24 protein-coding genes are annotated in these 23,976 nt (G+C 65.2%); 17 read left to right on the top strand and 7 right to left on the bottom strand.

Annotated features, from left to right (window positions below):
* The first annotated feature begins 75 nt into the window (after positions 1 to 75).
* The 7 genes from ACSS7Z_RS00770 to ACSS7Z_RS00740 are packed head-to-tail and all read left to right on the top strand — an operon-like array spanning position 76 to position 6,267.
* Positions 76 to 1,041, top strand: coding sequence for an AAA family ATPase (locus tag ACSS7Z_RS00770; protein ID WP_438253055.1), 966 nt, complete (start codon positions 76 to 78; stop codon positions 1,039 to 1,041).
* 6 nt (positions 1,042 to 1,047) lie between these two features.
* Positions 1,048 to 1,965 (top strand): DUF58 domain-containing protein, encoded by a 918-nt coding sequence (locus ACSS7Z_RS00765; RefSeq protein WP_438252508.1) that lies wholly within the window; start codon positions 1,048 to 1,050, stop codon positions 1,963 to 1,965.
* Positions 1,952 to 2,443 (top strand): hypothetical protein, encoded by a 492-nt coding sequence (locus ACSS7Z_RS00760; protein WP_438252507.1) that lies wholly within the window; start codon positions 1,952 to 1,954, stop codon positions 2,441 to 2,443. Before ACSS7Z_RS00765 ends, ACSS7Z_RS00760 begins: the two co-directional genes overlap by 14 nt.
* A complete protein-coding gene (locus tag ACSS7Z_RS00755) occupies positions 2,434 to 3,420 on the top strand; it encodes a vWA domain-containing protein (protein ID WP_438252506.1) in 987 nt (328 codons plus the stop codon). Before ACSS7Z_RS00760 ends, ACSS7Z_RS00755 begins: the two co-directional genes overlap by 10 nt.
* The gene (locus tag ACSS7Z_RS00750; RefSeq protein WP_438252505.1) at positions 3,417 to 4,418 is read left to right on the top strand and encodes a vWA domain-containing protein; all 1,002 of its coding nucleotides are present in this window, start codon (positions 3,417 to 3,419) and stop codon (positions 4,416 to 4,418) included. Before ACSS7Z_RS00755 ends, ACSS7Z_RS00750 begins: the two co-directional genes overlap by 4 nt.
* Entirely contained in the window at positions 4,415 to 5,170 is a 756-nt protein-coding gene (locus ACSS7Z_RS00745; RefSeq protein ID WP_438252504.1) for a hypothetical protein, read from the top strand. The genes ACSS7Z_RS00750 and ACSS7Z_RS00745 overlap by 4 nt, the downstream gene beginning before the upstream one ends.
* Positions 5,164 to 6,267 carry a hypothetical protein gene (locus tag ACSS7Z_RS00740; protein ID WP_438252503.1) on the top strand — a complete coding sequence of 368 codons (1,104 nt, stop codon included), beginning with the start codon at positions 5,164 to 5,166 and terminating at the stop codon, positions 6,265 to 6,267. The genes ACSS7Z_RS00745 and ACSS7Z_RS00740 overlap by 7 nt, the downstream gene beginning before the upstream one ends.
* Before the next feature lie 31 nt (positions 6,268 to 6,298).
* Here ACSS7Z_RS00740 and ACSS7Z_RS00735 read toward each other — a convergent pair whose 3' ends face one another.
* From ACSS7Z_RS00735 to ACSS7Z_RS00720, 4 genes are read right to left on the bottom strand one after another with little or no spacing between them, the layout of a single operon-like run.
* Positions 6,299 to 7,765: a sodium/solute symporter gene (locus ACSS7Z_RS00735; RefSeq protein ID WP_438252502.1), complete on the bottom strand. Its 1,467-nt coding sequence runs from the start codon at positions 7,763 to 7,765 to the stop codon at positions 6,299 to 6,301.
* A complete protein-coding gene (locus ACSS7Z_RS00730; RefSeq protein WP_438252501.1) occupies positions 7,762 to 8,211 on the bottom strand; it encodes a DUF485 domain-containing protein in 450 nt (149 codons plus the stop codon). Before ACSS7Z_RS00730 ends, ACSS7Z_RS00735 begins: the two co-directional genes overlap by 4 nt.
* Positions 8,208 to 8,954 carry a LytR/AlgR family response regulator transcription factor gene (locus ACSS7Z_RS00725; protein WP_438252500.1) on the bottom strand — a complete coding sequence of 249 codons (747 nt, stop codon included), beginning with the start codon at positions 8,952 to 8,954 and terminating at the stop codon, positions 8,208 to 8,210. Before ACSS7Z_RS00725 ends, ACSS7Z_RS00730 begins: the two co-directional genes overlap by 4 nt.
* Positions 8,951 to 10,162, bottom strand: coding sequence for a sensor histidine kinase (locus tag ACSS7Z_RS00720; RefSeq protein WP_438252499.1), 1,212 nt, complete (start codon positions 10,160 to 10,162; stop codon positions 8,951 to 8,953). Before ACSS7Z_RS00720 ends, ACSS7Z_RS00725 begins: the two co-directional genes overlap by 4 nt.
* A gap of 202 nt (positions 10,163 to 10,364) precedes the next feature.
* Between ACSS7Z_RS00720 and ACSS7Z_RS00715 the strand changes: the two genes are divergently transcribed.
* Positions 10,365 to 10,739, top strand: coding sequence for a DUF485 domain-containing protein (locus tag ACSS7Z_RS00715; protein ID WP_438252498.1), 375 nt, complete (start codon positions 10,365 to 10,367; stop codon positions 10,737 to 10,739).
* Positions 10,739 to 12,352 carry a monocarboxylic acid transporter gene (locus ACSS7Z_RS00710; protein ID WP_438252497.1) on the top strand — a complete coding sequence of 538 codons (1,614 nt, stop codon included), beginning with the start codon at positions 10,739 to 10,741 and terminating at the stop codon, positions 12,350 to 12,352. Before ACSS7Z_RS00715 ends, ACSS7Z_RS00710 begins: the two co-directional genes overlap by 1 nt.
* Before the next feature lie 113 nt (positions 12,353 to 12,465).
* On the opposite strand, the gene ACSS7Z_RS00705 is transcribed toward ACSS7Z_RS00710, so the two are convergent.
* Positions 12,466 to 12,678, bottom strand: a complete 213-nt coding sequence (locus tag ACSS7Z_RS00705; protein WP_438252496.1) for a hypothetical protein — start codon at positions 12,676 to 12,678, stop codon at positions 12,466 to 12,468.
* 176 nt (positions 12,679 to 12,854) lie between these two features.
* On the opposite strand from ACSS7Z_RS00705, the gene ACSS7Z_RS00700 reads away from it, so the two are divergent.
* The 3 genes from ACSS7Z_RS00700 to ACSS7Z_RS00690 all read left to right on the top strand — a co-directional run bounded on the left by ACSS7Z_RS00700 (position 12,855) and on the right by ACSS7Z_RS00690 (position 17,531).
* Complete coding sequence (locus tag ACSS7Z_RS00700; RefSeq protein ID WP_438252495.1) at positions 12,855 to 13,019, top strand: PIN domain-containing protein; 165 nt, start codon at positions 12,855 to 12,857, stop codon at positions 13,017 to 13,019.
* Positions 13,020 to 13,214: 195 nt separating this feature from the next.
* A complete protein-coding gene (gene argG / locus ACSS7Z_RS00695) occupies positions 13,215 to 14,645 on the top strand; it encodes an argininosuccinate synthase (RefSeq protein ID WP_438252494.1) in 1,431 nt (476 codons plus the stop codon).
* A 240-nt stretch (positions 14,646 to 14,885) separates the two neighbouring features.
* Entirely contained in the window at positions 14,886 to 17,531 is a 2,646-nt protein-coding gene (locus tag ACSS7Z_RS00690) for a penicillin acylase family protein (protein WP_438252493.1), read from the top strand.
* A gap of 3 nt (positions 17,532 to 17,534) precedes the next feature.
* Here the strand turns inward: ACSS7Z_RS00690 and ACSS7Z_RS00685 are convergent, their stop codons facing one another.
* The gene (locus ACSS7Z_RS00685) at positions 17,535 to 18,296 is read right to left on the bottom strand and encodes a GntR family transcriptional regulator (protein WP_438252492.1); all 762 of its coding nucleotides are present in this window, start codon (positions 18,294 to 18,296) and stop codon (positions 17,535 to 17,537) included.
* 237 nt (positions 18,297 to 18,533) lie between these two features.
* On the opposite strand from ACSS7Z_RS00685, the gene ACSS7Z_RS00680 reads away from it, so the two are divergent.
* From ACSS7Z_RS00680 to ACSS7Z_RS00660, 5 genes are read left to right on the top strand one after another with little or no spacing between them, the layout of a single operon-like run.
* Positions 18,534 to 19,442, top strand: coding sequence for a transporter substrate-binding domain-containing protein (locus ACSS7Z_RS00680; RefSeq protein ID WP_438252491.1), 909 nt, complete (start codon positions 18,534 to 18,536; stop codon positions 19,440 to 19,442).
* A 19-nt stretch (positions 19,443 to 19,461) separates the two neighbouring features.
* The gene (ehuC, locus tag ACSS7Z_RS00675) at positions 19,462 to 20,196 is read left to right on the top strand and encodes an ectoine/hydroxyectoine ABC transporter permease subunit EhuC (protein WP_438252490.1); all 735 of its coding nucleotides are present in this window, start codon (positions 19,462 to 19,464) and stop codon (positions 20,194 to 20,196) included.
* Positions 20,193 to 20,849, top strand: a complete 657-nt coding sequence (gene ehuD, locus ACSS7Z_RS00670) for an ectoine/hydroxyectoine ABC transporter permease subunit EhuD (RefSeq protein WP_438252489.1) — start codon at positions 20,193 to 20,195, stop codon at positions 20,847 to 20,849. Before ehuC ends, ehuD begins: the two co-directional genes overlap by 4 nt.
* Before the next feature lie 16 nt (positions 20,850 to 20,865).
* Positions 20,866 to 21,648: an ectoine/hydroxyectoine ABC transporter ATP-binding protein EhuA gene (gene ehuA / locus ACSS7Z_RS00665; protein WP_438253054.1), complete on the top strand. Its 783-nt coding sequence runs from the start codon at positions 20,866 to 20,868 to the stop codon at positions 21,646 to 21,648.
* Positions 21,649 to 21,665: 17 nt separating this feature from the next.
* Complete coding sequence (locus ACSS7Z_RS00660) at positions 21,666 to 22,430, top strand: alpha/beta fold hydrolase (RefSeq protein ID WP_438252488.1); 765 nt, start codon at positions 21,666 to 21,668, stop codon at positions 22,428 to 22,430.
* Positions 22,431 to 22,555: 125 nt separating this feature from the next.
* On the opposite strand, the gene ACSS7Z_RS00655 is transcribed toward ACSS7Z_RS00660, so the two are convergent.
* Complete coding sequence (locus tag ACSS7Z_RS00655) at positions 22,556 to 23,878, bottom strand: MFS transporter (protein WP_438252486.1); 1,323 nt, start codon at positions 23,876 to 23,878, stop codon at positions 22,556 to 22,558.
* Positions 23,879 to 23,976: the final 98 nt, after the last annotated feature.

Raw genomic sequence — 23,976 nt, 5'->3', positions numbered from 1 at the left:
GCAGGGATGGGCTCCGCCCCTTCGCCAAGCTCAGGGAACGGTTCAGCGGCCGAGGCAGGACCCAGCGACGCGGAGATGGCGCGCGCGAGCGAGGTCCTGCGGGTGATCTCCGACGCGTACTCGGCGAAGATGGTCGGTCAGGAGCGGCTGCGCACCAGCCTGCTGGTCTCTCTCATCGCCGGCGGCCACATCCTGCTCGAATCCGTGCCCGGCCTGGCGAAGACCACCGCCGCGTCCACCCTGGCCGACACGATCAAGGCCAGCTTCAAGCGCATCCAGTGCACGCCCGATCTCCTGCCCAGCGACATCACCGGCAACCAGATCTATGACGCGGCGAACAGCTCGTTCCTCACGGTCCTGGGTCCGGTGCACGCGAACTTCGTGCTGCTCGACGAGATCAACCGCTCCAGCGCCAAGACGCAGTCCGCGATGCTCGAGGCGATGCAGGAGCACCAGACCACCATCGGCGGAGAGGTGCACCACCTGCCGAAGCCCTTCCTCGTCATCGCCACGCAGAACCCCATCGAGCAGGAGGGCACCTATGAGCTGCCCGAGGCGCAGATGGACCGGTTCCTGCTGAAGGAGATCGTCGACTACCCGAGCCCCGCCGACGAGTTCGAGATCCTCGGACGCATCGATTCGGGCGTGCTCGACCCGGAACGGCACGTCGCCAGCGCCGTTTCCCTGGACGACGTACGGATGCTGCAGGACGTGGCATCCCGCATCTATGTGGATGACGCGATCCGCAACTACATCGTCTCGATCGCGTATGTCACCCGTAACCCCGGCCCCTACATCGGCGAGGATCGCGCCCGCTACATCAAGTACGGTGCCAGCCCCCGGGCGAGTATCGCGTTTCTGCAGGCGTCCCGCGCGCTCGCGCTGCTGGGCGGCCGCACTCATGTCATCCCCGAGGACATCCGCACCCTCCGCCATGTCGTGCTGCGCCACCGGGTGCTATTGACGTTCGAAGCGGATGCTGAGGGCATCCGCAGTGAAGAGATCATCGACCAGATCTTCGGCGCAGTGCCGACGCCGTAGTCCGCCATGGCCAGTCTGATCACCCAGGTGAAGAGCAAGCTCTTCATCCACTCATCGCAGAAGTCGATGCACGCGCTCGATGGCGCCTACGCATCGCTGCTGCACGGGCGCAGCCTCGACTTCGAAGACCTGCGCGCGTACGAGTACGGCGATCAGGTGCGCGACATCGACTGGCGTGCGACGGCTCGGCTCGGCACTCCCCTGGTCAAACGCCACCGCGCCAACCGCATGCACACCGTGCTGTTCGTCGTCGACACCGGGCGCGGGATGACAGCACTCGCCCACGATGAGCGACCGAAGAAAGACCTCGCAATTCTCGCGATGGGAGCCCTCGGGATCCTGGCGCTGCGCCACGGCGACGACTTCACCGTCGTGCATGGCGACAGTGCTCGCATCCGGCGTCTCGCTCCCGGGCGTAGCGAGGGCGCCCTCGAGCACGCCCTCCGCACGATCGATGACGCGGTTTCAAGCGCCGCCGCGCCCAGCGACCGTGATGCGCTGCTCTCGTTCGTCGCCCGCACGATCGCGCGCCGCTGCATCGTGGTCGTGATCACGGACGATGCTCCGGTCACAGATGGAACCGAGCGGATGCTGCGCCGACTCCGCGCGCAGCATGACGTGCTGTGGGTCACGCTGAACGATGCCGACCCGGTGCTTCCCCTCGACAGGCTCAGGGAACGGGACGGCCGCGCGCGGGGTGGCCGTCGACGACGCGATGTGGACACCCGCTGGAGCGTTCCCGACTTCGTGCACGGCGACCATGAGGTGCTGGACGAGCTGCAGGCGCAAACGCTCGCGGCCGCCGAGCACCGCACCCGGCTCCTCGATCGGCTCGAAATCAGCCATGCCACCCTCGACACTCAGGATGACGCGGTCGCGCAACTGCTGCGCATGCTGAATCGGAGGGCGCATGTCCGCTCCTGACGAGCTCTATCCACCCACCCAGTACGGCTGGGGATGGTTGCTGCTGGCTCTGGCCGTGTTGGCGCTGCTGTGCCTGGCGGCATGGGTGCTGATCCTCCTCACCCGCCCGCGGCGTGACCTCGTCACCCTGGATCAGCAGCAGCAGCGCATACCCCTCACGGGCGAAGCGCTCAATATGCTCCGAATGGAATATGACGTCCGCATCGGTCAGATCGAGGCGGACTACCGGGCCGGATCGCTATCGGCTCGGAGGGCAAACCTCGAACTCAGCCGGGTGGTGCGCACGTTCGTCAATGAGTACAGCGGCCTGGAAGCCCCGGTCCTCGCGCTCGAGGATCTCAGGAAGCTCGGTGTCCAGCCCGAACTCATCGACGCGATCAACCGGTACTACTACCCAAGCATCTTCCGCCGCGATCCGGCCATCGACCCGATCGCCGGTGTGGAAGCCGCACGCAGGGTGGTGGCGTCGTGGCACTAGCGAACTGGTGGATGCTCCTCATCGCCGCCGCCATCATCCTGACAGCGATCGCGATCGGCCTGATCCTGGGCCTGCGCCGCAGCGCGCGCCACAACAGCGCCCCCAGTGCACCCATCGCCCGCGCGGAGCGGCTGCGAGAACTGGGGTCATTCCAGCAGGCTGTGCGTCGGCGCACGGCGGCCCTCGTCGGCGTGCTCGCACTGGGTGTCATTGCTGCTTCCGTCGGCGGGGTCGTCGCCGCGCGTCCGATGTCATCCGAGACGATCCAGCCCGTCAACACCAGTCGTGACATCATGCTCTGCCTGGATGTCTCCGGCTCGATGAGCGATGTCGACGTCGAGGTGCTCGCCGTTTTCGAGGAACTGCTCAGCGGGCTCGAGGGCGAGCGCATCGGACTCACCATCTTCAACTCCTCTCCGGTGCAGGTGTTTCCGCTGACCGACGATTACGACTTCATCCGCACGCACCTGGAGAGCATCCGGTCGAGCTTCGACTACATGGAGGAGATCCCCGAGCACTGGGTCGGCACCCTCAACGGCCCCGGCGCCTCCCTCATCGGCGACGGCCTGGCCTCGTGCGCCATGCGCTTCGATCATCTCGATGACGAGCGCAGCCGGTCGATCATTCTGGCCACCGACAATGAGGTCGCCGGAGCATCCATCGTCAGCCTCGAAGAAGCAGCCGCCTATGCCGCATCCGTCGGCGTGCGCGTCTTCGCACTGAACCCGGTGCAGGGTGTGAACACGCAGATCAGTGACGAGCTGATCGCTGCGACCGAGGTGACCGGCGGCCAGACCTACGGGCTGCGCGACACCACAACGGTCGCAGACGTCATCCGGGACGTTCAGGAGCAGGATGCCACGCAGCTGCGCGGGCAGGCGCAGGTGGTGTGGACGGACACACCGAACCTGTGGATCGCGGTGCTGCTGGTCGCCGGGCTCGGATTCGTCGTGCTGCTGTGGAGGGTCAGACTGTGATCTTTCAACCCGTCCTCAACGTCTTCCTGCTGGTGCTGCTGTTCGCACCGGTGGTGTTCCTGGTGATCTGGATGCTGGTCGCACCCCGGCCCGTCGGCAAGACGCCGCGCTGGCTCTGGGCACTGCGACTGGTGCTGCTGCTCGCCTGTTTTGCGATGCTGCTGCGTCCAGGCATCCCCGGCGGCACGACCCAGACTCTCGCCACGCAGACCGATATCGTGATCGTCGTCGACACCACCGCGAGCATCGTCGCCGAGGACTGGAACGGCACCGAGCAGCGGCTGGAGGGCGTCCGTGCCGATGTGCAGTCCATCGTCGACGAGTACCCCGGGGCGCGCTTCGCGCTGATCACGTTCGATGCGACATCCGAACTGCGTCTTCCGCTGACGACCGACACCACCGCGCTGATGTCGTCGCTGGAGATCCTGCATCCGGAAGTCACATCGCAATCACGCGGCAGTTCGATCGGCATTGCCAGCGGGATGCTGCGCGAAACGCTCGCGGCGGCGGCGGAGTCGGCATCCGATCGCTCGCGCATGGTGTTCTACCTCGGCGACGGCGAGCAGACGGCCACGAGCGAACCGGAGTCATTCGCGGGTAGCGCGCAGTATGTCGATACGGGTGCGGTGCTCGGATACGGCACCAGCCAAGGTGGGCCGATGAAGATCACAACCGGAGACGTCACCGGACTCGGCGGCGACTACATCGAGTATCTGGGCGCGCCTGCCCTGTCAGTGATCGACGACGCAAACCTGCAGACCATCGCCGGTGAACTCGGCGTGAGCTACCAGTTGCGCACGGCAGACACCGCGATCGACCTCCCGGAAGCGCCGACGACGACCACGACATATTCGGATGCCGGGTCAGTCGGCAATGTGATCGAGCTCTACTGGATCTTCGCTCTCGTGCTCGTCGCGCTGCTGGGCGTGGAACTGGCACGAGCGACCATGCTCATTGCGCAGATGCGCGGGCTGGCGATGAGAGGAGGCGCCCGATGACCTCCGAAGCGGCCGCTCTGATCGCGTCGAATCGCCGCCGTCGCACCGTGCGGCGCTGGGTGATGATCGGCACTCTGCCACTGACGCTGGCGGCGCTGCTGTTCGTAGGCAAGCTGCTGAGCATGTACGCCTTCGCGCACCAGGCCGTCACCTCCTACGTCGTCGCGGACTATGCGGGTGCGCAGGCGGCGGCCGAGGGACAGGAGTTTCTCAACTGGTTCGAGCCGTACAAAGCCCCCTACAACGTGGGCACCGCTCTGGCCGGCGCTGACGAGCTCGATCGTGCACGCGTGAAGTTCGAGGAGGCACTGCCGCTGGCGAACGGACTCGAGGTGTGCGCCATCCGAGTGAACCTCGCGCTCGTCATCGAACGGCAAGGGGACGCCGCCCTCGACGACGGTGACGGGATCGGTGCGACCGATCTGTACGGTCAAGCGCTGCTGATCACGGCGGAGACTCCGAAGGAGTGCAACAGCGACGAGGCCGATCGGCAGTCGCCTGATCCGGATCGCAGTATGCAGGACTCGCTCGACGAGTTGGGTGATCGTCTGCAGGAGAAGCAGCAGCAGAGCCAGCAGCCGCCGCCGGAAGGCCAGGGCGACGAGGGCGGCGAGGAGGACCAGCCGCAGCAGCCCGATCAGGACAAGCTCGACGAGCTTCAGGAGAAGCTCGAGCAGGGCGCCGAGGAGCGCGAACAGAATCAGCAGGGCGAGCAGGATGCCCCCGGCGGCGGGACGGACAAGCCATGGTAGAGCCGCAGCGCGCCCGCTACGTTTCCGATGCTGCCGGCGCTCCCCCTGTGCCGCCGCCCGGTGGCTATCACGGCGCTCGTCGCACCGATGGAGTGGCCCCGTACGGCACGCCGCCCTCGCCGATCGTCAGTTCGACAGCGGCAACCCGAGCGGAGCGGCAACCGGCAAATGCGATCGGTTGGTCGGCGCTGGGATCGGCGGTCCTGTTCGCACTGATTCTGTTGGCCACCCTGCTCTCCGGTGGCACCGACCTGCTCTACGGCGTCACGCTGCTGACGCTGCAACTGGTCGTGGTCGGGGTCGTGATCGCGGCGCTGGCTTCACCACGAGGTCGGATGCTCGGGGCATCCGCCCTGGTCATCACCCTGCTGCTGAATGTGGCGACGGTCGGAGCGATGAGCGCTGTGCAGACGTCAGCATCGGGCAGCTATCAGGGCGAGAAGACCGCGGATCAGAAGCACGCAGAGGCTTTTCCGGGAATCAAGGGCACATCGGCGAACACGGTCCTCGGTCAGATGTCTCTGGAGCAGGTGCAGCGCCTCAGTAATGAGGCGCTGGCTGAAGTCCGTGAGCGGCTGACAGCGCGGTATGGCTACACCTGGACCCAGGCGGGCGACGAGGTGCTGCGGCCGGAGCGCAACGGTTACGGCGGCGAGTCGATGCTGGTGCAGTACACCTCGGCGTCGTGGATGACGAAGGAGCCCATTCAGGACTACGAGCAGAAACTCATGGTCCTGGCCGTCATCGAAGAGGTGCTCACCGACTACGGCATGTACGACCTGTACTCGTTCAACGATCCGGCATCCGGGTTGGATGACACGATCCTGGAGCGCTTCTACGGCAGCACCGACCCGTACACCCAGCACACCTGGGAGGCGTACACCGACAACTACCCCGACCCGATGCGGTTCTACGCGGTGACGTACGACCTCTCCAACGACCGCACGGGCGAGTTCCTCGGCGAGCGCCAGGCGCAGCACGACCGAACCGGCGAGCCGCTGGAGGGTCTGCAGATCTACTTCCTGGCACCGGAGCTGCTCAGCGAGGCCGATCAGGCAGAGTTCCAGGAGCGGATGCAGGAGTACCCGGGGTACTGAGCCGGTCGCCTCCTGCGAGGCCCGAGCAGCGTCATCTGGACTCTGGCACGTGCAGGCGGGTGAGGAACGCGTCGGTGTCGCGCGGCACGCCGCGACGGTCACCGCGAGAGACGAACACCATCACGATCACGGAGATCGGCACGGTCCAGGCCGCTGGCTGCTCGAGAAACGGGGCCAGGGCAGGGACCACCGACGACAGCAACGGACCCCCGAGGATGGCGATGCCAGAGAGCGACGCCCCCGTAAGCATTCCCGAGACTGCGCCACGAGCAGTCAGACCGCGCCACCATATTCCGAGAATCAGCATGGGGCACAGCGTTGATGCCGTAAACGCGAAGACGAGCCCAACGCTGCCAGCGAGGCCCGCGGAATCGGTCGCGAGCGCAACAAGAAGCGGGATGAGTGACGATGCGATCGCCGCGATGCGGAAACCGCGCACACTACCGCCGAGCAGGTCTTGGCTGATCACACCCGCGAGCGAGACGACGAGGCCTGACGACGTTGAGAGGAAGGCAGCGAACGCGCCGGCGATGACCAGCGCCGTGAGCAGGTCGCCGACGAGGCCTGGAATGAGACGGCCGGGCAGTAAAAGCACGAGGGCATCAGCCTCGCCCGAAAGAGCCAGATCCGGCGCGAATGCCCGCCCGAGCAGCCCGAATGCGGTGGGGAAGAGGTAGAACACCGACAGCAGGGCGAGCACGATGACGGTCGTACGTCGGGCTGCAACACCATCGGGATTCGTGTAGAAGCGCACAAGCACGTGGGGCAGACCGAGAGTGCCCAGCAGCAGCGCGACCATGAGTGACACGGTGCGGTAGATATCAAGGTCACCGGGACCGACAGCCGGTGGAAATGCCTCGGCCGGCGTGAGCTGTGCGGGCGGGTCGCCGCCACCGAGCACGAGCAGAAGTACGACGACCGGCACGGCGAGCGCTGTCAGCTTCAGCCAGAACTGAAAAGCCTGGACGAAAGTGATCGAGCGCATGCCGCCCGCCGCGACGATGACGGCGACCAGTACGGCAACCGCGACCGAACCGGCCCATGACGGCAGTCCCGTCGTGATGCGCACCGTGAGCGCCGCTCCCTGTAACTGCGGCACGATGTAGAACCACCCGATAACGATCACCAGCGTCGAGGTGACGCGTCGCGCCCACCTCGATTCGAGGCGCGCCTCAGTGAAGTCGGAGATCGTGTACGCACCTGACCGTCGCAGCGGAGCTGCGACGAAGAACAAGAGCATGAGGTAGCCGCCCGTATAGCCGATCGGAAACCACAGGCCGTCAGAACCCTGCAACAGGATGAGCCCGGCGATGCCGAGGAACGAGGCCGCAGAGAGATACTCGCCGCCGATGGCCGAAGCATTCCACCACGGCCGCACCGTGCGCGAAGCGACGTAGAAGTCGCTCGTCGTGCGCGAGATCCGCAGACCAAAAAAAGCGATGAGTGTCGAGGTGAGGGCGACGGCGGCGATCGCCGCGTAGCCGATGAAAGAGTTCACTCCGGCTCCGTCAGTGAGCGGTAGCGTGCCTCGTTGCGCGACGCGACGCGCACGTAGAGACCTGCGACAGTGAGCGTCAGGGGGTAGATGCCGACGCCGAGCAGCAGCCATGACACCGGAACACCGAAGAGATAGCTCGAATCAAGGCCAGGCACCAGCACGATTGCGAGCACGAAGAGCGTCGTGGCGACCACGAATCCTACGGCGAAGACGACCGCGAGTCGCAGTTGCGAGCGGATGAGTGAGCGTACGTAGACACCCGCAATATCGCTGGTGGGCCCGAGAAGACCCAGGTGCGGTAACGGGCGAGTGGTTGCTCCGGCCACACCGGTACTGGGAGCCGTGACGCGCACGCGTGCGGGCATGCTCGCGGGTTGCTCAGGCGATCCGTCGCCCTCACCAGACTCTGGCACATCGCCCTCACCGGACCCTGTCATATCGTTCATTGCCGCGGGCGGATGACTGCCTGGTCGAGTCGGGAGCGTAGCGCCGGCAGCAGCCGCCGACTCACCGGCAGTTCGGCTTGTCCGATAGTGACACTCGGCCGGTCGCCCCCCAGCCGAATCCGGCTGAGATGCGGCAGTGACACGAGATAGGAACGGTGCACCCGCGCGAAACCAGCATCCGCCCATTGCCGCTCAAGATCCCCCATCGGCACTCGCACGAGATAGCTCGCTTCCTCCGTGTGCAGCCGGGCATAGTCGCCCTGCGCCTGCACATATCGCACGTCGTCGAGTCGAATCATCCGGGTCGTACTGCCGAGAGTGACCGCAATCATTTCAGGCGCGGCGGATGCTTCGTCGCTCATCTGTCGCGCCTGACCCACCTTCAACGCCTCAACAATACGACCGATCGAACGGTGCAGCCGCTCGGTACGAACGGGCTTGAGTAAGTAGTCGACCGCAGCGAGGTCAAAGGCCTCGAGCGCTCCTTCTTCGTCTGCAGTAACGAATACGAGTACCGGACTGCGCTCGAACCGGGCAAGCGCCCGCGCGAGGTCGAAGCCCGTAAGCCCCGGCATGTGAATATCGAGAAATGCCGCATCCACCGGCTCCCTGGCCAGCAGACGGATCGCCTCTGACCCGGACGACGCCTGATGGATCACGCCTACCCGGGGGTCTTGCGCAAGCAGGAACGCAAGCTCAGTAATAGCGGGCTGCTCGTCATCGGCGATGAGCACGGAGATCATGATTCGCCTCTCCCGTCGGTGGATGCAGGGACCGTGGGACGCCTCGGCCCCGATTTCGGCACTCGCATGCGCACGAGCGTACCGGCACCGATGTTCGTCTCGACCACGAGGCCGAACTCGTCGCCGTATACCTGGCGCAGGCGCGCGTCGACATTGCGCACTCCCACATGCTCACCGTCGGCCGGGCCGCCAGCGAGCACCAGGGCGAGCACCTCGGGGTCGATGCCGACGCCGTTGTCTTCAACGCTGATGTCGGCGAAGGCGCCAGAGTCCGCGGCCGTGATCGTGATGCGTCCACCACCCTCTTTCGATTCGAGGCCGTGTCGCACAGCATTCTCAACGAGCGGTTGAATAGAGAGGAACGGCACGACCGTTGGCAGCACCTCGGGTGCAACTTGCAGGGTGACTTTCAGCCGCTCGCCAAAACGGGCCCGCTCCAGTCGCAGGTAGCTGTCGATCGATCGCAGTTCTTCTGCGACGGTCGTGAAATCACCGTGGCGTCGGAACGAGTAGCGAGTGAAATCAGCGAACTCCAACACGAGCTCGCGTGCCTGTGTGGGGTCGGTGTTAATGAACGACGCGATCGCGTTCAGAGAGTTGTAGATGAAGTGTGGGCTGATCTGCGCGCGCAGCCCCCGCACCTCCGCCTCGGCGAGCGCCGCACGCGAGGCATCAAGTTCGCCGAGCTCCACCTGTGCCGCGACCCACGCGGCTACCTCCCCTGTGGCCCGTACAAGACCCGCGCGCACAGGCGAAGAGAAGGCAACGATCGCCCCGAGCGGACCGGTGCTTCCGCGGATGGGTGCAGCGACAGCATCCATCTCTCCGGCGGCAATGCGAATACGTCGCTGCACCTGCAATCGATTCCCCGCGGATGCTGCAGCGCCAAGGCGTTCAGCGACAGGACGGATGGCCTCGTCTCCATCAATGGCGATAATGCCGGAGCGGTCGGCGATCGCGAGGCTCTCGCACCCGAGCAGAGCGCGAAGGTGCTTGACCGCCAAGGCCGCGTCAGTCTCGTCAATGCCCCCGCGCAGATGCTCCGCCGCCCGCGATGCCAGATGCAGCGTCTGGTAAGTCGCCTGCTCAGCTTCGGTGCCGAGGTCTTTCGAGGTGCCGACGATACGACGCAACAACAGCACGAGCCCGACTGCGAGCGCACCGGCCAGCGCACCGAGCGCGGCAGCGGCAAGCATCGACTCCGGCATGCACGACAGCGTAACCGCTCATCGCTCGTCGTCCACTCATCATTCGTTCGTCGGCGTCCTCCTGCCGTTCGTCGCACCATGACCGCCGTTCAACGACGACGAACGGCGCGCGCCCCATGCCGGTGTCGAGTCGCGCGATAGTTGCCCGACTGCACCACGCAGCGGCCGGGACCCGCCCGCCATGACCCCCGAAGGAGACGCCATGGGCAACGATGCCTTGAGCGCGGAGAACGAGACGGCGCCCCCCGTCGACTACCCCGCGGTGCAGAAGTCCGAAGAGTTCCAACGACTGCGTTCGAAGCATCGAAAGTTCGTCTTTCCCGTGCTCCTCGCCTGCTTGATCTGGTATTTCGCCTATGTGCTGCTGGCCAGTTACGCGCACGACTTCATGTCGACACCCGTATTCGGCAGCGTCAACATCGCGATCCTGATGGGCCTTGCGCAGGTGGTGACCACGTTTGCCGTGACCACCTGGTACGTGCGCTACGCCAACAAAGAGCTCGACCCCATCGCAGCGAACATCCGTGAAGAGATTGAAGCCGACGAGACATTCGCCGACAAGGAGGCGACCCACTGATGTTGCATTTCGAAACCGCCGGCTCCTCGCCCGGCGAGCCCTGGCTGAACATCTCCATCTTCGGCGTGTTCGTCGCGATCACGATGGTCATCGTGTTCCGTGCGAGCCGCAACAACAAGACCGCCGCCGATTACTACGCAGCCGGTCGATCGTTCACGGGCGGCCAGAACGGCTCGGCCATCGCCGGTGACTATCTGTCTGCAGCATCCTTCCTCGGCATCGTCGGCGCGATCGCGATGAACGGCTACGACGGGTTCCTCTATTCGATCGGCTTCCTCGTCGCCTGGCTCGTGGCGCTCCTGCTCGTCGCCGAACTGCTGCGCAACACCGGAAAATTCACGATGGCCGACGTGCTGAGCTTCCGCCTGAAGCAGAAGCCCGTGCGCATCGCTGCCGCTACCACGACACTCGTCGTGTGCTTCTTTTACCTGCTCGCGCAAATGGCCGGTGCTGGCGGGCTTGTCTCGCTGCTGCTCGGCATCGGCGACCAGCTCGGCCAGGCCATCGTCATCACCGTCGTCGGCGCGCTCATGATCCTCTATGTGCTCATCGGCGGCATGAAGGGCACCACGTGGGTGCAGATCATCAAGGCGGTGCTGCTCATCGCGGGTGCCGCAGTGATGACGGTGTGGGTGCTCGCGATCAATGGCTTCAACTTCTCGACGCTGCTCGATAACGCGGTAGCCGCAGCCGGCAACGTCGAGATCCTGAACCCCGGCGTGAAGTACGGCGTCTCGGGTGCCACGCAGCTCGACTTCCTTTCGCTGGCGCTTGCGCTGGTGCTCGGCACCGCGGCCCTGCCGCACGTGCTCATGCGCTTCTACACCGTGCCTACGGCGAAGGAAGCCCGCAAGTCTGTCGTGTGGGCGATCTGGCTGATCGGCACCTTCTACCTGTTCACGCTCGTGCTCGGTTATGGTGCGGCTGCTCTCGTCGGAGCCGACGTCATCGCGGCTGCCCCCGGTGGCCCGAACTCGGCGGCCCCGCTGCTCGCGTTCGAGCTCGGCGGACCGTTGCTCCTCGGCCTCATCTCGGCAATCGCCTTCGCGACGATCCTCGCGGTCGTCGCCGGACTCACCATCACGGCGGCGGCGTCGTTCGCACACGACATCTACGCGAGCGTCGTAAAGAAGGGCAAGCCGGCTCCCGGTTCCGAAATGAAGGTCGCTCGTCGCACGGTGGTCATCATCGGCATCGTGGCAATCATCGGCGGTATCGGCGCGAACGGGCAGAACATCGCCTTCCTCGTGGCCCTCGCCTTCGCAGTGGCGGCATCGGCGAACCTGCCGACGATCGTTTACTCGCTGTTCTGGAAGCGCTTCACGACCAAGGGCGCACTCTGGAGCATGTACGGTGGCCTCGCATCGGCGATCATCCTCATCATCTTCTCGCCGGTCGTCTCAGGTTCCATGACATCGATGCTGAAGACGGAAGACATCAACTTCGCGATCTTCCCGCTCTCGAACCCGGGAATCGTCTCGATTCCGCTGGCCTTCTTCCTCGGCTGGCTCGGCACGGTCCTTGACAAGAGCAAGGAAGACCCCGCCAAGCAGTCCGAGATGGAGGTGCGTTCGCTCACCGGCGTAGGTGCCGAGAAGGCGACTCAGCACTGAGACGACGCCGGCATAAAAATCTCTCTCTGTGCCGAGTTGGATGAAGAAGGTGGGGCGGATGCTGCGGCATCCGCCCCACCTTCTTCTCACAGGTCAAAGACCAGGCTGGTTCTCTATGCGCCCAGTGACAGGCCCGCGGCGAGCGCAAAGCCGAGCACCGTTGCCAGGCCTGTCAGCTCCTTCGCCTTGGACTGGGTGTCTGGCACCATCGAGTCAACGAGCATGACGAGCAGCGCTCCGGCGGCGAAGCCGCTGGCCCCAGCGCGGAACTCAGGGCCGAGAGCATCCGCCAGCGCGAAGCCCGCGATCGTGGCGATTGCGCCCACGAAGCCGTTAGCGGGACAACTCAGGGATTGATACTCGGGCTGTCCGGCCATGCCCTGTTCGAGACCTACTCCGTGCTGACGAGATGCCAGGCACCGCGCGAATCAGCCCCGATCGAGTCGTACAGATCATCGAGCGAACTTTCCCTGGTTCCGTCGCTCTTGAACCCAGAATCGCCATGGAGGCAGTCTCACTCCTCGCAGCCGCGGGAATCGCTGGCGGAGCGGTCTATGACGGATTCGTGGCACTGGCCGCACGGGAATCCGGCATCCGCCTGCTTTCCTGTGACCGGCGCGCCCTGCCGACGTACCAGGCACTCGGAATCGACTTCGACATCATCTGATCTGGCCCACCGGACATGGCTGCGCCGAGAGGGCGTGCCGGATCCCGGATGGATCGGGTCGGCAGCGGCGTGTCCAGCATCCGACACGCCGCATACGCCGCGGGGCGTCTGGGATTTGGGACACGAGCGGATGCCGCGGCCGGGCTGACGACGCTCCGGCCGGGGCATACCCACCCGCTGGATAGAATGGAGACCATGTCTAAGGTCCTGCAGTCACTTCCCGTCGGCGAGCGCGTCGGCATCGCCTTCTCCGGAGGCCTTGACACCTCCGTCGCCGTCGCATGGATGCGCGACAAGGGCGCGATCCCCTGCACGTACACCGGCGACCTCGGTCAGCCAGACGAGACCGACATCGAGTCGATCCCCGGCCGTGCGCTCGAGTACGGTGCCGAGATCGCCAGGATCGTCGATGCGAAGACCGCGCTGGTCGAAGAGGGCTTCGTCGCAATGCAGTGCGGCGCGTTCCACATCCGCTCCGGCGGCAAGACCTACTTCAACACCACACCCCTGGGCCGCGCTGTCACCGGCACCATGCTCGTGCGCGCCATGAAAGAAGACGGCGTCGACATCTGGGGCGACGGCTCCACCTACAAGGGCAACGACATCGAGCGGTTCTACCGCTACGGCCTGCTGGCCAACCCGCGCCTGCGCATCTACAAGCCCTGGCTCGATGCCGATTTCGTCACCGAGCTCGGTGGGCGTCAGGAGATGAGCGAGTGGCTCGTCGAACACGGCTTCCCCTACCGTGACGCCGCTGAGAAGGCGTACTCGACCGACGCCAACATCTGGGGTGCGACGCACGAAGCGAAGACCCTCGAGCACCTGAACGTCTCACTCGAGACGGTCGACCCGATCATGGGCGTGAAGTTCTGGGATCCCTCCGTCGAGATCGAGACCGAAGATGTCACGGTCACGTTCGACGGCGGCCGCCCCGTCGCGCTCAACGGTGTTGAGTACGCCGACCCCGTCGCGCTCGTCCTCGAGGCGAACGCCATCGGGGGACGCCACGGCCTCGGCATGAGCGACCAGATCGAGAACCGCATCATCGAAGCGAAGTCGCGTGGCATTTACGAAGCCCCCGGCATGGCGCTGCTGTTCATCGCGTACGAGCGCCTGGTCAACGGCATCCTGAACGAAGACACCCTCGCGACGTACCACGAGCAGGGCCGACGCCTCGGTCGCCTGATGTACGAGGGCCGCTGGCTCGAGCCGCAGTCGCTCATGCTGCGTGAGTCAATCCAGCGCTGGGTGGGTCTGACCATCTCCGGCACCGTCACGATCCGCCTCCGCCGCGGCGACGACTGGACGATCCTCGACACCACCAGCCCGAACCTCTCCTACGGACCCGAGAAGCTGTCGATGGAGCGCGTCGGCGACGCAGCCTTCGGTCCGGTCGACCGCATCGGCCAGCTCACCATGCGTAACCTCGACATCGCCGACTCGCGCTCGCGCCTCGAGCAGTACGCGGGCCTCGGCCTTGTCGGCGGCGCCACGGGCGAGCTCGTCGGACGCGTCACTGCGGGCGAGGCATCCGAGATCTCCGGCTCCGGCGGAACACACGACGCTCTCTCGGACGCTGTCGACTCGGCATCCGAGGGCGCAGCCTTCGATTCCGGCACCGACTGACCCTGTTCGCGGACACACCTGCAGGGAGAGATCACACCTGCAGGGGCATCCGTCGGCGTTTCGCCCTGCGTCCGTGCTTCGGCCCTGCAAATGTGCCGGCGCGGACGCAGGTGCACACGCACATCCGCGCGCAAACCTGACGAGGAGTCCTTCCCCGGATAGGATCACAGAGTGCGTCCCGAAACGTACTCCGGGGGTCGGTGAGACCGAGTCCCACCCTCCTACCCGAAAGAGCTCTCGATGACGACTGAATATCCGGAACCCGACGCGCCGCGCTTCCCCGCTGCGAAGATCGGGCGGATCGCGTTCGGCGTCGTCGCAGCCCTTATCGTGATCGTGGTGATCATCGCCTTCGTCGTCGTGTGGACGATCCAGCGCTCGTTCCCGCAGGCGTCCGGTGAGATCGAGGTCGACGGACTGGAAACAGCCGTCAGCGTGCAGCGTGATGAGCTTGGCATCCCCACCATCACCGCCGACTCCTCGCACGACCTGTTCTACGCACAGGGATTCGTGCACGCCCAAGACCGTTTCTTCGAGATGGACTTCCGCCGTCACGTGACCAGCGGCCGCGTCGCCGAGATGTTCGGTGAATCGCAGGCCGGCACTGACATGTTCCTGCGCACGCTCGGCTGGCGCGATACCGCCGAGCAAGAGGTCGAAGCGCTCGATGAGACGACGCGGGGCTACTACGACGCCTACGCCGAGGGCGTGAACGCCTACCTCGCCTCGCATGACGGCGCAGACCTCTCGCTCGAATATGCCGTTCTCGGAATACAGAACCCCGATTACGAGGTCGAGCCATGGGAGCCGGCAGATTCCGTCGCCTGGCTCAAGGCGATGGCCTGGGACTTGCGCACCAACATCGAGGACGAGACTCAGCGTGCGCTGCTCGTGGCGGATGCTGGCGACGACACCGCCGCCGCCGACAGCCAGGCGCTGCTGGAGAAGCTCTATCCGGCGTATCCCTTCGATAAGAACCCCGTCATCGTCCCGACGATCTCGACCGTTGAGCCGCTGGAGGACGGCACGGGCGCAGCCCCCGCTTCCGTCACCACAGACGACGACGCCGATATCCAGACCGCGATCACCACCGTCGAGTGGGCCGAAGCCGACAGCGTCATCGAAGCCGCGAGTCTGCTGATCGGCGACGTGGGCGAAGGCATCGGCTCGAACTCCTGGGTCGTTTCTGGCGAACTCACCGAGAGTGGGATGCCCCTCCTCGCCAACGACCCGCATCTCGGCGCTGCCCTCCCGAGCGTCTGGCACCAGGTACAGCTGCGCTGCTCGACCGTCAGCGCCGAGTGCCCGTTCGACGTCGGCGGATTCTCGTTCTCCGGCCTCCCCGGCGTCGTCATCGGCCACAACAGCCAGGTCGCCTGGGGCTTCACGAACCTCACCACTGACGTCGCCGATCTCTACATCGAGAAGGTCGATGGCGATCAGTACTGGCGCGATGGCGCACTTGTGCCGATGGACGTCCGCGAGGAGACCATCAAGGTCGCCGGCGGCGACGACATCGATCTCACCATCCGCTCCACCGTGCACGGGCCGATCATCTCCGGGCTCGTCGACGATTTCACCGCGATCGCAGAGACCCCGGTGGTCGGAACCGGCGGCACTGTCCTCCCCCTCGACGGTGCTCCGGAGATTCCCGCGGGCGACGTCGCGGTGAGTCTGCGCTGGACCGCACTCGAACCCGGAAAAACCGCGTCCGCGATCTTCGCCCTGAACACCTCTCAGAACTTCGACGACTTCCGGCGCGCAGCATCCCTGTTCGATGTTCCCGCACAGAACCTCATCTACGCCGACATCGAAGGCAACATCGGCTACCAGGCACCCGGGCGCCTGCCCATCCGTGGCGCCGGTGACGGATGGCTTCCGCAGCCGGGCTGGGACAGCGCCTACGACTGGACGGGTTTCATCCCCTTCGAAGAGCTTCCGGTCTCGTACAACCCCAGTTCCGGGTTCATCGTCACCGCGAACAACGCCATCGTCACCGACGACTACGACTACTTCCTCTCGCGCGACTGGGACTACGGCTACCGCGCCGAGCGCATCGCCCACATGATCGAGCGCCGTGCGGCCCTCGCCCCCCTCACCGCACAGGACATGCGCGACATCCAGAACGACAACGAGATGTGGATCGGCAAGAAGCTGGCCACCGCGATGGGCGAGGTCGAAGTCGACGGCGCCGGCCCGCAAGAGGCCGTCGCGCTGCTGCGCACCTGGGACGCCCAGAACAATCCCACGTCGCCCGGCGCTGCGTACGCCAACGTGCTGTGGAAGAACCTCGTGATGAACCTGTTCGCCAATCGTGCAGAGCCGCTGCCGCACGACAGCCAGGCGCGACTGTTCCTCGTCGTCGGCGGGATGCTCGATGACCCCTTTGACCCCCTCTGGACGAACGAGCAGATCGACGTCGCGAGCATGGACGAGATGCTGGCGCTGTCAGCCGAGCAAGCCTACGACGAGCTGGTCTCGCTGCAGGGCGAGGCCACCGCACGGTGGAACTGGGGTGGCCTGCACGCCATCACACTCACCAGCGACACCCTCGGATCCTCCGGAATCGCACCGATCGAGATGCTCTTCAACCGTGGCCCTTACCCGGTCGGCGGCGGAGCATCCGTTGTCAATGCCACCGGCTGGGAGCTCGGCGAGTCCTACGCCACGACGACCGTCCCGTCGATGCGCATGGTGATCGATCTGGCCAACTTCGACGACTCGACGTGGAATCATCTCAGCGGGGCATCCGGTCACGCCTTCCACCCGAACTATGTCGATCAGACCGAGGACTGGGCCGCCGGCGTCCAGACGCCGTGGGCGTTCACTCCGGATGCCGTCGACGAGGCGACCGTCAACACGCTGGTGCTGACGCCGAAGGGCTGAGGTTCAGACCTCTTCGACGAACTCGATCGGCCCGAAAGCGGGTGGCTCCTCATCGGCCGGGGTCTCGACGGTGTCGACGTCGTCGTCTTTTCCGGTGAGACGCTTGACCGCTTCGGTGAACTGACGCTCCAGCGCAGCGAAGGCGGCTGCCGCATCGCCTGCGGCGAGCGCATCGAGCAGTTCCCGGTACGTGGCCGAAACCGACCGACGGACGGTGTACCCGTTCGGATCGCTCAGGCTGGCGATGCGTGTCTCGATTGCGAGAGTCGCCATGTAGTGCGACAGCCGCCTGCTCCCGGCCGAGTCGACGAGCAACCGGTGAAACTCGATGTCAGCGTCGCCGATAGCGCGAGCATCCGTACCCTCGCTGATCTCGACGAGGTCCGCATAGGCCTTCTCCAGGGCATCCACAGCCGAGGCTGACTTCGATCGGATGATGAGCCGCGCCGCCTGCGCTTCGATCGCCAGACGCGCGTCATAGACGTCGGCGACGTGCTCGGGCCCGATAACGCTGACCCGCATGCCGCGCCCGGGGGATGCTGTCAGCAATCCCTCCTGCACCAGGCGCTGTGTCGACTCCCGCAGGGGGCTGCGGCTGACGCCGAGCTGCGATGACATCTCGACCTCGCCGATCGGGCTGCCCACCGGCAGAGCGCCCGTGAATATGGCCTTGCGCAACTCTGCGGTGATGAGGTCGACGGTCGATGGACGAGCCACCCGGACCATGGAGATCGGCGATACCGCGCGAGGGGTGTGTGAGGCCATGTGCATCCCTTCCAGCCGTCGCGCAAACCGCGAACATCTCATTGTCGATCCTCAGCGCCCAGAAACGAAGCCGACGCAAGGTTTTCCAGTCTGCCGCAAGATCACGGTTTTGTATATCTGTAGACAATCTGCGGTTCTGACTGTACATCGCTCGACAGATTCCATAGTCTGGGGCACGGTTACGGCGGCTATGCAGCCCGCCGACCTACGACATTTCATACGGAACGCGAGGAAATCATGACCAAGCGAATGACGCGACTCGGCATCGCCACAGCTGCCATCGGAACCCTGACCGTCGGCCTTCTGGCCGGATGCGCCTCGGATGGCGGCGGAACTTCCGGCGACGGCGGTGGCAGCGAAACCATGACCACGCTTGAGAAGGCGCAGGAAGAGGGCACGATCACCCTCGCGATCGCGTCCGAGCAGCCCTACTCGTGGGTCGAGGATGGCGAGCCGACCGGCGCCACCATCGCGATGCACAAGGAGATCTTCGGAAACCTCGGCATCGACGACATCAAGATCGAAGAGGTCGACTGGAACTCGCTCATCCCCGGTCTCGCCGCGGGCCGCTGGGATGTCGTCAGCGCCGGTATGTCGATCCTCCCCGACCGCTGCGCCGAGGCCGCGTTCAGCGATCCCGAGATCATGTACACGACCACGCTCGTCGTGCCCGCTGGCAATCCGAAGGGCCTGAGCGACCTCGACTCGATCGCCGCAGCCGGCGACGTCACGCTCGCCGTGCAGTCCGGCGCGATCGAAGAGGGCTACGCCGCGGACCTCGGCATCGCAGGCACCGTGACGGTCGACAGCGCGACTGCCGGTATCGAGATCGTGCAGTCGGGACGTGCGGATGCTTTCGCTCTGACCGCCGTGTCGATGAACTGGATGACCGAAGACATGGATGACGTCGAGACCACCGGCGCATTCGTGCAGGAGATCGACGGCGTCGAGCAGATCGGTGCCGGTGCCACCGTGTTCCGCCAGGAGGACACCGAGCTGCTCGAGGCATACAACGCGGAGCTCGCGAAGATCACCGCCGACGAGGCGACCTACCTTGACCTGGTCGAGCCCTTCGGATTCACCGCCGAGAACCTGCCCCCGGCTGACCTGACCACCGAGCAGCTGTGCTCGGGCGAACTCGGCTGAGGCGCCAGCATCCACTGACGTGACTGAGAACTTCGAAGCGCTCTGGAGGGCGCTGCCCTATCTCGTTGATGGGGTCATCATCACCCTGCAGCTGACTGCGGGCGGTGCCCTCCTGGCCATCATCGTCGCCATTGGCTTCGGCCTGCTGGCACGGTTCGAGAACATCTTCCTGCGGGGCATCGCCCGCACCGTCATCGAGCTGTTCCGCGGAACCTCGTTGCTGGTGCAGCTGTTCTTCTTCTTCTTCGTGCTGCCTCTCCCCCCGTTCAACCTTGAGCTGCCCGCTGTCTTCACTGGCATCCTGGCCCTGGGTTTGAACTACGGCGCCTACGGTGCCGAGGTCGTGCGCGGATCGATCAACTCCGTCCCTGCCGGCCAGTGGGAGGCGACGACGGCATTGAGCTTGTCGCGCACCCACCGGATGTGGCGCGTGATCTTCCCCCAGGCGTGGGCGCTGATGCTTCCCTCACTGAACAACCTGCTGATCCAGCTGCTGAAGGGAACCGCCGTCGTGTACTTGATCACGATCGTCGATTTCACCGCCGAGCTGAATCGACTCCGCGTACAGACTGACGTCTTCTTCGCCTACACGCTCGGTCTTCTCGTGTACTTCGCAATCGCCTACGTGCTCACGCTCGCCATGAATGCACTGGAGACGCGCGCGAAACATCGCCTCGGATACGGCGGCAAGTGGTCGGATGCGATCATGAAGACGCCGATCCCGGATGCCAAGGGGGCGGGCCAGTTCGGATGAACGATTTCTGGAGCTGGGAGCACGCGTCTGCGGTGCTCCCCGAGCTACTGCTCAAATTCTTCACCGTCACGCTGGTCGTGACGATCATCGGCAGCATCATTGCCGCCATGCTCGGCCTGATCATCGCACTCGGTCGCCGCACCGCGCCGCGACCGGTGGCTGCCGTGATCACCCTGCTGATGAACTTCATCCGCATGACGCCGCTCGTCGTGCAGCTGCTGTTCGCCTATTACGTGTTCACGAGCGTGCCTCCGCTCGTACTCGGAACAATCATTATCGGCATCCACTACGCCACCTATATGGCCGAGGTCTACCGAGCCGGCATCGACGCGGTGCCGCCGGGCCAGTGGGAGGCGACCACAGCATTGTCGATGTCGCCCGGTCGCACCTGGATGGCTGTGATCATTCCGCAGGCGCTGCGCGCGACTCTGCCGGCGCTCAGCAACTACGTGATCTCGATGTTCAAGGACACCCCGTTCCTGATGGTCATCACCGTGACCGAACTCGTCCGCCAGGCACAGCTGTACGGCGGCCAGAACTTCCGCTACGCCGAGGCGATCATCCTCGCCGGACTCATCTACCTGGTGGCGAGCCTTCTGAGCTCGGTGCTCGCCAGGCGATTGGAGAAACGTCTTGAATACACCACCGCTTGACGCCCACACCGGCGCGATCACACTGGACGACGGCGATGTGCCGGCGATCCAGTTCAACAGGGTGGAGAAGCGATTCGGCGACCACGTCGTGCTGCACGACCTGGACTTCACCGTGCGCCGCGGGGATCGGGTGACCCTGATCGGACCGAGTGGTTCGGGTAAGACGACCATCCTGCGCCTGGTGATGACGCTGGAGGAGGCGAACGCGGGTTACGTCCTCATCGACGGCAGCCCTCTCACGCACTACGAGAAGGACGGCAAGCGCGTCGAACTGAAGGAAAAGCACAAAAACGAGATGCGCAAGCGCATCGGCATGGTCTTCCAGCAGTTCAACCTGTTCCCGAACATGACCGTGATCGAGAACATCATCGAGGCACCCGTGCACGTGCTCGGACTCTCCAAGCGGGAGGCCATCAAACGCGGACGCGCGCTGCTGGAGAAGGTCGGGCTGCCCGACAAGGAGAACGCGCATCCCACGCAGCTGTCCGGCGGGCAGCAGCAGCGCGTCGCCATTGCGCGCGCGCTGGCGATGGAACCGGAGATTCTGCTGCTCGACGAGGTCACCAGTGCCCTCGACCCCGAAGTGGTCGGGGAGGTGCTGAACATCCTGCGTGATGTCGCCCGCGACACCGATGTGACCATGCTGATCGTGACGCACGAGATGCAGTTCGCGCGCGATGTGTCCAACAGGGTGCTGATGTTCGACAGTGGACGAATCGTCGAAGAGGGCGCGCCCGAGCAGATGTTCAGCGACCCGCAGGAGCAGCGCACCAGGGACTTCCTATCCGCGGTGCTCTGAGGCGTTAGGGTCAAGACGTGCCAGAACGTCTCCTCGCCCCTGAAGGTATCGCTGCATCGGTCGTCGAGTTCGACCATGGCGGAGCAACACTCATCGCCGAAGACTTCGGCACCGGTGCGCGACCGTATGTGCTCATCCACGGCATCGGCATGGGGCGCAGCGTCTACCTCGACTTCATCGAGCGCCTGCCCGGACGCATCATCGCGCTCGACCTGCCGGGCTTCGGGGAGGCCCCGGAGCCGTCACGGACGCTGACTATGGCGCGCCATGCCGATCTGATCGCGGCTTATCTGCGCAGTGCCGGAGTTTCGGATGCCGTCGTCATCGGCCATTCGATGGGCAGTCAGATCGGGGCCGAACTGGCAGCGCGGCATCCCGACCTCCTCGACGGGCTGGTACTGGCCGGGCCGACGGTGAACAGCGCGGCACGCAGCGTGTGGGAGCAGGCGACGTACCTGCTGCGAGACCTTATCGGCGAGCGACCCATCGTGCTGTGGCGCGGAGCACGCGAGTACCTGCGCGGCGGGCCGCACCTGGTCAGGAAGATCCGCGCGACGGTGGTGCACGAGCCGGAGAAGGCGTACGCGAAAGTGAAGTGCCCGGTGCTGGTGGTGCGCGGCGCGCATGACCCGCTGGCTCCGGTGTCGTGGTGCACCGAGATCACCCGGCTCGTGCCCGGACGGGCGGAGCTGCGGGAGATCCCCGACCACGGCCACGGCACGCTCATCAGCGACGCCGAACTCGCCGCCGAGATCATCACGGAGTTTGCCCGCTCGCTCTGAGGTGGGGTGGGGGTGCTGGGGCTGGGGCTGGGGCTGCGGCTGCGGCTGGGTGTCCGCGCACAACTCCTGAAGAATTACCGAGATTCGTGGTGCAGGGGCCCAGCGACCCCAACCTGGCCTGTTTCTCAGGAGTTATGCACGCCGGGTGCCGCTGCGCGGCGTGCGATCGCGGCAATTCCGAGCGCCGCGCCCAGGAAGATCACCGCGAGAATGATCCATCCGACGATTCCGAGCTCGATTGCCGTTGCATTGACCAGGATCGGCGAGGCCAGGGCCGAGAGGGAGAAACCCATACCGAAGACGCCCTGGTAAGCGCCCGCTCGCTTCGAATCTGCCAGCTCGAAGCTGAGCCCCCATGCACCGGCCTGGGATAGCACTTCGGCGAACGTGTGCGTGACCGCGGCGATGATGAGCACCACGATCGCGAACCAGGCGGGAAGACCGGCCGACAGTGCGTAGACGATACACGCAGCCGCCATCAGCCACCCGGCGATCATGGTGACGCGCCCCGCGGTACGGATGTCGTGCGTGCCGCGAGACATCGGCACCTGGAAGATCACCACCAGCGTGGTGTTCACGATCAGGAGGATGGCCACGGTCACCTCGGGGGCATTGGTTGCCGTCGTGATCCACAGCGGCATCCCCACTTCCGCCACCCCGAACTGCATCCCGAACATCGCTGAGAGCAAGGTGAGCAGGAGATAGCGCCGGTCGCGCCAGGGCGAACGCCGGTTCCAGTCGTGACGCGATTCACGTGCGCTCTGCTCCGACGCTGCCGTGTCGATTGAGCCGGTCTCGGTGTGCACCGGCTCGACGGCGCCGCGCGCAGGTGCGTCCACGTGCGCAGGCAGGCGAAGCAGCGCCATTGCCCCGAGCACTCCGAGAACGCCGGCGGCGACGATAACGCTCCGATACGCCACGGCCGTGCCGATTGCGAGAGCGATGGCCGCTATACCGGCACCGAGGGCGATGGAAAGGTTGGTGATCGTGCGCAGCACCGCCCTGGCGTTCACGCGCTTGTCCGGTGAGAAGCCGCGCGCAATGATCGCCGAACGCGAAGAGTGACCGAGCGTGTCGAAGAAGTTGCCGACACACGCGATGACGAGCGCACTGACGAAATCGCCGACGAAGGCGTAGCCGATCAAGAAGATCGCGCCGAGAAGTTCAAACGCGAACGTCAGTCGCCGGGCGCTCCACCGGTCGGCCAACCACCCGCCGAGCAGCGAGGCGAGAACACCGCAGGCGCTTGCAACCGCGAGCACGATGGCGGCCTCTGTGCCGCTGAGTCCAATGATCTGCGTGAAGAACAACACGGTGATGGCGAAGAACACCCCGCGCCCGATCCGCGAGACCGCGGTTGCTGTGACGAGGGCGCGGAGCACGGGATCTTCCAGGCTCGTACGCACCCATGCGCCGAGGCGGACGAGGGGGCTTCCTGCTGAATGCACATGCCATCCTCGCATGGCCGCCGATCCCGTGCACAACTCCTGAGAAACGGTGGATGCTCGGGCGTGGCGGCTGTTTTTCGGGCCAGATGCCGGTACTT

The sequence above is a fragment of the Microbacterium wangyouchuni genome, from assembly GCF_051546305.1.
In the GTDB taxonomy this organism is placed as follows: Bacteria; Actinomycetota; Actinomycetes; order Actinomycetales; family Microbacteriaceae; genus Microbacterium.
The sequence above is the reverse complement of the archived record's forward strand: the minus strand, read 5'-3'. Positions and strand labels throughout refer to the sequence as shown.